Source organism: Pantoea sp. CTOTU49201 (assembly GCF_032054795.1).
Classification (GTDB): Bacteria; Pseudomonadota; Gammaproteobacteria; order Enterobacterales; family Enterobacteriaceae; genus Pantoea; species Pantoea symbiotica.
On the sequence record NZ_DAMBSA010000065.1, the window covers coordinates 1 to 10000 of the forward strand.

Annotated in this window: 4 protein-coding genes; 2 read left to right on the forward strand and 2 right to left on the reverse strand. The window is 53.5% G+C overall.

Features of this window, described 5'->3' with window-relative positions; translation table 11 throughout:
• Positions 1–3420, reverse strand: a 3420-nt coding sequence (locus RTY00_RS07010; RefSeq protein WP_312663922.1) for an Ig-like domain-containing protein, incomplete at its 3' end; no start/stop codon positions are given.
• 483 nt (positions 3421–3903) lie between these two features.
• On the opposite strand from RTY00_RS07010, the gene RTY00_RS07015 reads away from it, so the two are divergent.
• Entirely contained in the window at positions 3904–7716 is a 3813-nt protein-coding gene (locus RTY00_RS07015; RefSeq protein WP_312663923.1) for an Ig-like domain-containing protein, read from the forward strand.
• A gap of 162 nt (positions 7717–7878) precedes the next feature.
• On the forward strand, positions 7879–8772 hold the full coding sequence (locus RTY00_RS07020) for a hypothetical protein (RefSeq protein ID WP_312663924.1): 894 nt from the start codon (positions 7879–7881) through the stop codon (positions 8770–8772).
• 46 nt (positions 8773–8818) lie between these two features.
• Here the strand turns inward: RTY00_RS07020 and RTY00_RS07025 are convergent, their stop codons facing one another.
• A complete protein-coding gene (locus RTY00_RS07025) occupies positions 8819–9598 on the reverse strand; it encodes a response regulator transcription factor (RefSeq protein WP_312663925.1) in 780 nt (259 codons plus the stop codon).
• Positions 9599–10000 lie beyond the last annotated feature (402 nt).

Genomic DNA, 10000 nt, shown 5'->3' on the forward strand with positions numbered 1-10000 from the left:
CAGCTCAAAGCCGATGCTGTTGGACGCCTCGCCGATGTTGCCAGCCAAATCCTGCGCCTTGGCGCTGATCTCATGGTCGCCGTTCAGCAGCGGCGGAACCGGGGTGAACGCCCAGTTACCCGCGTCATCCGCCTGAACGCGGCCAATCTCCACGCCCTTGTCGTAGACGATGACCGTGCTGCCCACTTCTGCGGTGCCGCTGATTTTCGGCTGCGCGTCGTCGGTGACGTCACCGTTGTTGATCGGGCCGGTGACCGCGCCCTGATCGTCGATGATTTCTTTAATCACCGGCGCAACCGGCGCATCAGTATCCACGACGATCAGGTACGGATCGGACGGCTCGGAGCGGTTGCCCGCCGGGTCGGTCACGATGATGGTGAACTCGTGCTCGCCCTGGTTCAGCGGCGGGTTCGGGGTGAACTGCCAGCCGCCGTTCTCGTCCGCCACCGTGCTGCCGATCACCTCACCGTTGTCGATGATGCTGACCACGTCGCCCGGCTGCAGGCCGCTGCCTTCCAGCGTCGGCGTGGTGTCGTCGGTCACGTCGCCCGGCTTCACGCTGCCGCGGATCGGGCCCACGTCGTCGATGATGTCGCCGATGCCGTCGCCGCCGGTGCCGCCTTCACCCGGTTTGGTCGGCGCCTGAGTATCGATGTCCAGCGCAAACTCAGCGGTCGGGGCGCTGACTGCGCCGGTCTTCGCGTCGGTCGCCGTGGCGGTGAAGCCGTAGTGACCGTCCTGCAGCGCTGGCGTGGTGAACGACCAGCGGCCGAAGCTGTCGGTCTTCACGCTACCGATAACCACGTCGCCGTTCATGATGGTCACGATGCTGTTCGCCGTCGCCTTACCGTGCAGCGTCGGGGTGTCGTCGTTGGTCACGCTGCCCGACGCCAGGTTGCCGGTATTGGCCTCCACGTCGTCGTACGCGTAGTCAATGCTGATCACCACGTCGCCGGTGTCCACAATCAGATGGATCGGGTCGCTCGGCGCGCTTTCGTTGCCCGCCTCGTCGCGGATCACCACGATGATGTCGTGCTCGCCGTCCGGCAGCGGGGTTTCCGGAGTGAACTCCCAGTGGCCGTCGTCGCCAACGATGGTGGAACCAATGACGTCGTCGCCGTCCTTAATGATCACGGTGCCGCCCGGCTCGCCTTCGCCGCCGATGGTCGGGGTGCTGTCATCGGTGGTGTCGCCGTCGCCGATGGGGCCGACGACCGGACCGACGTTGTCGTCGGCCACGATGCCCGTCGCCGCGTCAGGCGCATCGGTATCGATCACCAGCTGGAAGTTGCCGGTCGCCGCCGGATTGCCCGCGTCGTCATGGGTCTCCGCACGGAAGTTGTGCGTGCCGTCCGGGATATCTGCGGCAGGCGTCCAGCTCCAGTTGCCCTGGCCGTCGGCGATCACGGTGCCCTGCACCTTGCCGTCCATGATGATGGTGACGGTGTCGCCCGCCGGCGCGGTGCCGCGCAGCTCAGGAGACGCGTCGTTGGTCTTCGCACCGCTCTGCAGCAGGCCAATATAGGCTTCAACGTCGTCCCACGCGCCCACGATAGACGGCGCGGTGGCGTTGCCGCCGGCGATCAGCTCAAAGCCGATGCTGTTGGATGCCTCGCCGATGTTGCCAGCCAGATCCTGCGCCTTCGCGCTGATCTCATGGTTGCCATTCTGCAATGGCGGAACCGGGGTAAATGACCAGTTACCCTCGTCATCCGCCTGAACACGGCCAATTTCCACGCCCTTGTCGTAGACGATGACCGTGCTGCCCGCTTCTGCAGTACCGCTGATTTTCGGCTGCGCGTCGTCGGTGACGTCACCGTTGTTGATCGGGCCGGTGACCGCGCCCTGATCGTCGATGATTTCTTTAATCACCGGCGCTTCAGGGGCGTCCAAATCGATAACGACTAACCATGGATCAGATTCTGGAGAGACATAACCGGTTGGCGTCTCAATAATGATTGAGAAGTTATGATCGCCTTGTGGCAATTCTGCTGGAGTAAAACGCCAGCCGCCATTGGCATCGGCCACGGTGCTACCAATTACCTCACCGTTGTCGATGATGGTAACGATGGTACCCGGGCGTTGATATGAGCCTTCAAGAGTTGGCGTAGTGTCATCAGTGACGCCGCCTTTAGCTATAGAGCCGGTGACAGGACCAACATCATCAATGATGTCGTCCAGGCCACCCGTGGTGCCTGTGCCAGGTTTGCCCGGGATTTCAGTATCAACAATGACTAACCAAGGATCTGAGGGCTCAGAGCGGTTACCTGCGGGGTCGCGGGCAACGACTTCAATGCTGTGATCCCCATCTTTTAATGGCTCATCAGGGGTGAATGACCATGAACCATCTTCACCGACAATAACTGAACCGATCTCTTTACCATTATCAATGATGATGATGGTGTCGCCCGGCGTCTGGCCTTCGCCACTGAACGTTGGAGTGTCATCGTTAGTGTAACCGCCATTAGCGACAGGACCCATTTTCGGCTCAACGTCGTCAAAGACCTGGCCAATTTCTGGACGAGCCGGTGGATCGGTGTCAATGATGACGACAAACTCTTCACCAGGCACACTTTCGTTGCCATGCTCATCACGCTCTACCGGGGTGATGTTATGTTCACCATCTGGCAGAGGGTTTTCTGGCGTCCATGTCCAGCTACCGTCTTCACCAACGATAGTTGAACCAATCACTTCGCCTTTGTCGCGAATAATAATGGTGTTGCCCGGCGTACCGGTACCGCCGAAGGTCGGCGTGTTGTCATCGGTCAGGCCGCCATTCTGGATCGGTCCCTGGAAGTCACCATGATCATCAACCACTTCAGACCAAACAGGTGCTTTAATAACCGGACCAATCCCGCCGCCACCGCCGTCTCCGCCATCGCTGCCACCGTGATCACCGCCATTATCGCGGTTGTGCGCAATCGCGGTTGCAAGGCCAGCAGCGGCCAGAATACCTGCCAATGCACCCAGCGCCATCAGCGCAGGTGAAAGCGCAAAAGGTGCCACCGCCAGGCCATCAAGTGCGCCAATCGCACCCGCACCCAGCACCAATGCCGAGGATTCACCATCCATCAGGAACGCGGCTTCGTGGTCGCCGTCACCGTCTGACGAGATAAATTCGTGCCATTGACCATCTTCTGCTTTACCCACCAGCTCACCCGGATTAGTAAAGAAGTCCTCAATGATCAACTGGGGTTGGTTTTCGTCAGTGCCTTCCAGCATCACATGCAGGTCTTTACCTACACGTTTAACGGTAATATTTTCGGGTGCATAGCCCTTCTCGCCCTCGGCAAGAATATATTTGGCACCTTTGACCGCTTTAATTTTTACCGCTGTCCCGGCTTTTTCAGCACGCAGTACATCGGTTTTAACAATGGTGTTGTTCTCCACCATCGCAACGTTAACGTTATTGAGACTCATAAAGACCCTTTACACTGTATTTAACCCAATCCCGTCAAAACGGGTGAATGCCTGGGTGAATTGTTCCTGGCCCAGATAACGTCAAAATTTACAGTCGAGTCCTAAGGTTAAATACGAGCGCGGTCTTGGTTGAGTTCGGGCATACCTATCATGTTCGCAACTGCTGAGTTGCATCGAAATATTTACTAAACAGTTTCATTCGGCACGGCCATTGCGCAATAAACGATAATTTATTGTTTTAATTGGCGTAATTTCAAAACAAGCACTCCTGTAAACGGGTTGATTTCAAATTAGGTTTATACGTAAACCCGTTTAAATCAACGCGTATTGAATGAGCGTCACATCATATTTTCATCTTCATATTTCCATCCAAGACCCAGCCTGGCTTTTTATCCTCAGATTTTACGCACAATTGCCGCCAGCTAATTTGTGGGAATTTACCCACATCTCCGTCAGTTCTTTTTATATTTAATGAGGTCACAAATGACTACGCCTGTTAACGTCATCATCGTTGAAGGAAAAAATATCACCCGCAGCGTCGAACTTCCGCTGCAGGCTAATGCTGTGCCTGCCAGACTCAAAGCGGTTAAAGGTGCCAAATACCTGTTTACCACCGGCAAAGATGGTGCGGTGAATGAACACATCATCATTAAACGCAGCGGTAAAAATCTGCAGCTGTTTCTCAACGAAGGCGACGACCAGCCTGAGCTGATTATCGAAGACTATTATGATCATCCGGGCGAACTGGCCGGCATGGGCAATGACGGCCAATATCATACCTTCCTCGCGGAAAGCGGCAATGCAGAAGCCTTCGAGATGATGGCCGACGGCAGCACCATGCCGCTGCTGATGGGCAGCCAGACCACCGCCGGTCTCACTGGGCTCTCAGCCTCAGCCGGTGCAGTAGCTGGCGGCCTCTCTACCGGCTGGCTGGTGGCAGGTGCCATCGGCGGTCTGCTGGCTATCGGCGGCATTGCCGCAGCAGCGGGCGGCGGCGGCGGTGGTGATGACTCAACACCATCACCTGCACCGGCTCCGCAGCCGGTCAATCTCAGTGACCTGAGTATCACCGATAGCGCCGGCAGTCAGACTGGCCCAATCGGCAACGGCAGCGTTACCGATGATGCCCGTCCGGTATTCGCTGGTAGCGGCACGCCAGGCAACACCATCCGTATCTATGACAACGGGCAATTGATTGGCAGCGCCGTAATTGGCGACGACGGCCGCTGGCAGTGGCAGCCAGAGAGCAACCTACCTGGCGGCGACCATGACATCAGCTTCTCCGAGATGAACCGTGACGGCGTTGAAAGCGAACGCTCCGACAGTATCGGCTTTGAGCTCGACCTCACCGCACCCGCTCGCGTTACCGAACTGGTTATCGCAGATAACGTTGGCGCCTCAACCGGCCCGCTTTTGCCCGGTGAGACCACCAACGACCGGGCCCCGGTGTTTTCCGGCAAGGCAGAACCCGGCACAACGGTAGAAATCCGCGACAACGGCGAGCTAATCGGTACCGCGCTGGTCGGGCCTGACGGCAGTTGGTCGTTCACCCCTTCGCCTCTGTTGGAAAACGGCGAGCACAACTTCTCGGTGATCGTGGTTGATCCGGCGGGCAATAAAGGTTTACCGGTTAACGTTGGTCCGGTGTTTGTTGATGACCAATTGGTTGACGTGCCAGCCTTTGGCTACATCCGCGACGGCCATGACAACCCGCTGCAGTCGGGCGATGCGCTTAACGCTGGCCCACTGAAGATGGGCGGCAGCGGCAAGCCCGGCGATATCGTCTCCATCGTCCGCGACGGCGAAGTCGTCGATACCGTGGTGATTGATGAAAACGGCAAGTGGCAGTACGAGCTGCCGTTGCCTGACGATCAGGAAGGACCGCATGATATCGGCTTTATCATCTCCACGCCGGAAGGCGAGGAGCTGGGCCGTTCTGATGACTTCCACTTTGACTTTGATATCACCGCGCCAGAAACTCCGGCGATGGAAGACGTCTCCGTGACCGACGCTCAAGGCAATCCGCTAAACGCCGACGATATCATTAATACCCGCGACATTATCTTCAGCGGCACCGCCGAAGAAGGCGATATCGTACGTCTGTACGACGGTGATGAGTTGATTGGTTCGGTGCGCGTGGGCCCAGACGGGAGCTGGTCAATCCCGATATCTGACTTACCGGAAGGCAGCCATCAGTTCCGCACCGAAATTGAAGACCGCGCTGGCAACGTCAGTGAGAAATCCGACAGCTTTAATGTTGACGTCGATGTAACCGCACCGGAGGCGGCAGAGGTTAACATTACCGACGGCCACGGCCGGGAGCTGGAAAGCGGTGATGATTTTAATACCAGTGAGCTGATCTTCTCTGGTAATGCCGAAGCAGGCACCATCGTCTACTTGTGGGAAGGCGATAACGTTGTTGGTTCGGTCCGTGTGGATGACAGTGGCAACTGGCAATTGCCAGCTGATATAAGCGAAGAACGTGCCTATAGCTTCCGCACCGAGGTGCGGGATCAGGCTGGAAACAGCAGTGGGCTTTCTGAACCGATGGAGTTCAGCTATGACATTACGCCACCGGATGCCTCAACAACGCCGGGCATCTCGCTGCCAGACGGGACTGCAGTGACAGACCCGCTAATAAATCAGTCCGATATCATCCTGAACGGCCAGGCAACACCGGGCATGCTGGTGATGATTTATGAAGGCAACGTTTGCGTGGGTAGCAGTGTGGTCGATGACGCCGGCAACTGGCAGTTTAACTATGCAATGACTGATGAGCGTGAATATAACTTCCGCAGTAAAGTGGTTGATAAAGCAGGTAATATCAGTGATAGCTCGGGTACGGTCAGCGTGGGTTACGATATCACGCCACCGGATGCCATTACTTTTGGCACCGTGAGTAAAGGTGATGGCACCACGCTGAGTGACAATGGTTATAGCAACGATAACCAGCCGACCTTTCGTGGAACCGGGACGCATGGTGACATCGTCTATCTGGTCGACGATAACAACGGCAACCGACTAGGCTCCGCCATTGTTGATGAAAACGGCAATTGGGAGATTACGCCAGACCCAGCCTTCGAAGAGGGTGCCCAGTCATTACGTCTTGATGTTGTGGACCCTGCCGGTAACCAGCAGAACGGTAGCGATATTTTCGATCTGAATATTGATACCGTTCCACCTGAAGCCGCCAACGGTGTCCGCTTAGAAGATGGCTCGCCAACGTTAAGCGGAGCTGCAAACAGCGCTGAACCTGGAACGACCGTGATTATTCAGATTGACGGCAAAGCAGTCGGCAGTGTCATAGCGGAAAAAAACGGGAGCTGGCGTTGGACCGGTAATACCAAACTGCCTGACGGAAATTATGAGCTGAATGTGGTGGTTGTTGATAATGCAGGTAACGTCAGCCCGGCGAGTGCATCCATCGATTATAAGGTCAGTACCACACATTGGAATTTGGATGATGGCGCACAGGGCTGGCAAGCTGCAGGCGATTATCTTAAAGATGGCCTTACCTCCTGGAATACGGGCAAATTCCATGCAGGAACATCAAATGGTTATGATTTTGCCGGGCAAGTCATTTATAAAACCGTGGATGTTATTGCGGGGCAAACTTATCTGTTTAGTTTTGAGGGAACCGCAACAACATCCCCATCTCCGGCACAATTAGGGATTGAAGTGGATGGCTTGAACATTAGTTCAGGTTATACAACGCTTACCACATCAAGCAGCACTGTTAGCGGTGAGTTTGTTGCACAAACCAGCGGCACAGTAACCATCGCCATCGTCAATGCTAATAATGACTCAGTTGGAAATGACTTCGATATTGATAACCTTTCTTTACGTGCTAGCGGTTCGGGTAGTGGCATTACTGCAAATGCAGCAATAAACCAGGTTACAGATGAGTTTCATCTGGATAATTATTCACTAGTCCTGAGCGATGAATATTCACATCTGGATCTGTCAAAACTAATTGGCGGATCGCATGAAATTCATCAGGTTTCACTTGAGGACCACGGCAATAATACGCTGAATATTTCGCTGGGCGATATTCTGGCATTGGGCCAGCAAGATCTGTTCATAGCAGACGGCGCGAAACAGATGATGATCACCGGTGATGCCGGTGATGTGGTGAATCTGTCGGATATGCTGCCAGACGGTGCTGACGTCGGTGACTGGAATAACAGTGGCATCGTCACTATCGGCGGTATTGAGTATCAGGTTTACCAGCACTCCGGCCTCGATGCAGACCTGCTGGTGCAGCAGAATGTAACAGTGAATCTTGATAACCACTGATTGTGAATATTTAACCCGCCTTCACTGGCGGGTTTTTATATTTCATTGTTGCCCACAACCGCCATCCGAGACTGAGCCTGACGGACTCAGCACTTATCTTGAGTACAAATTTCAATATTTGCGGGAATTGATTTCCTGTATTTATCGTCAGAAGGCAAAAAAATGATACATCAAATCCAACACGCACTAGCCACCAGCAGCGAATCATCACCGAATAGGGAGAAAGACGACTCACCTGTTTCATTCCAGCTAATTGAACACAGTTCGATAGATTCGCTAGACGCGAATGAGGCCAAAGAGCGCCACGGTGCACAATATCATCTGCGTCACCATCTCAGTGGCTGTGCTCAAACGCTACATATTGTCGATTTTGCCAATGATTTCTCTCAACCTGTACTGCAAGAATCGATAATCCCCCCCCAGATTCATGCTGAGCTCACAGCCAGTTCCTCAGATATTCCGGTGACAGAATTCAATGCACAAGTAATCGAGCCCTTGCCTCCTTCGCCGACAACGATTGATGCGCCGTCTTCAGTCGCCACTGCGGCTTTTAAGCCGGAAATCGAATCTTCACGCCATGTCGAGTTAAAGGCACTGTTTGCCAGCCATGCAGACCAAGCGGGCATGCCTATCATTCTGCTTGATGTTGCTTCTCTCAAACAAGATATCGGACTGGATGATTTCATTGATGAGCCTGCTACGCCAACGCCAGCTCATCAGGAAATACCTTTTGATTTGGCAGCGATGGCGCCGGAAGCGGTGTTTGGATTAAACCAGATTGCCGCCATTTCACATGAGCCACAACAAACCCTGGGAACATCGCTGAACGTTGCGATGGTGCTCAATAGTACTGAACCTGAACTGTTTGCCCTATCCTCAACCATCCAATCCGAACCGGCTATGGAATTCGATATGGAAACCCTTGCAGACGCTACACAACCACAAATGTGGAATCACTCTGCCGAAGATTCCAATGATCTCGCGCCAACGGTGTTAACCGAGATCTCGCCAATCATGGGTACGGACATAATTGAGATGGACAATATGCTCAATTAAAAAAAAGGCCTGTCGATAAATGACAGGCCTTTTTTATTCATTACTATTAACGGAACAAATCATCGCGGTATTTAAATAACTCAAGGTCTGAGCTTAATCCTAATTTCTTCATACCGGTCTGTTTATGGCCGCTGATAGTTTTGCGACTGCGTTTTAGTTTGGCGGCAATCTCAATGATTTCCATACCATCCAGGAAACAGCGAATTACTTCTGCCTCACGCTGCGTTAACAAATTACTCAGCTCTGAAATAGGTGCCTTACGACCTTCCACCTGCTCGTCGCCATCTAACAATCCTTCGTCACGTTTCCGGGTTGGAACCATGGCCATTGCTGTTGAAATATCCACCGGCATAAAACGCTGTCCGTTGGCAACAGTACGAATTGCGTTGAAGTAAACCGGTGCCTCTTCACGCTTGCCAATATAACCTTTTACGCCTGCCATAAAGGCCGCACGGATCACCGCGATACTTTCAATCGAGGAAGCCAACAGGATTTTCAACTGAGGATAGTGTGCTTTTAATTGCTTTATCAATGACAAGCCATCGAGTTCATCCGGATTCAAAATGTAATCCAGGACCAGTACATCCACCGATTCGTTGCGTAAGAAAGCGTTTAATTCACGACTGTGGCCAAAACTGCCCACCACCTCGATGTCGGGTTCAGAGGCCGCCACCACTTCTAATGAGCGTCGGGTAATGGGATGATCATCAAGCAGTGCAATGCGGATCTTTTTATGGTCAAAAAGTGACATAATTTGCCTCTGAACGGTGTCGGCACGAAACGAACGTGCGGTCAATTTGATGAAAGTAGTTTCGCCTGTTAACAAGACATTTCCTACCAGCCAGGTCTTGGTTGCCTTCCCTTCCCTCATCCTCCGCTCAGTTATCAAGCTATAAAGCAGGAAAACACTGCTATCCAGGACGCCGCCTGGCGCTTTGATTATTCTAGTCAGAAATAATAGTCAGCTGAAATGTTGTAATGTAAAGACAACATGAGCTGACGCGTATCTAATATCTTTTTTCCGCTATGCTATGGAAAGTCTTTTTTATTCGGTGTTTTTCATCGGTCACTCAGGCCATATCGCTCGATTTCTTACCAGGAATATAGCTCGACCATGCGCTTTTCGCTCGTTAAATACGTCATGTTTATCGCTCCTCTGCTGTTTAGCGAATGGCTTTGCGCAGCGGAATTGCAGTTGCAACCTCGCATTCAAGTCAATGCGCCTCAC

Excerpts from the sequence above, each read along its gene's own strand:
- RTY00_RS07015 (WP_312663923.1), top strand. The coding sequence starts at position 3,904 with ATGACTACGCCTGTTAACGTCATCATCGTTGAAGGAAAAAATATCACC.
- RTY00_RS07020 (WP_312663924.1), top strand. The coding sequence starts at position 7,879 with ATGATACATCAAATCCAACACGCACTAGCCACCAGCAGCGAATCATCA.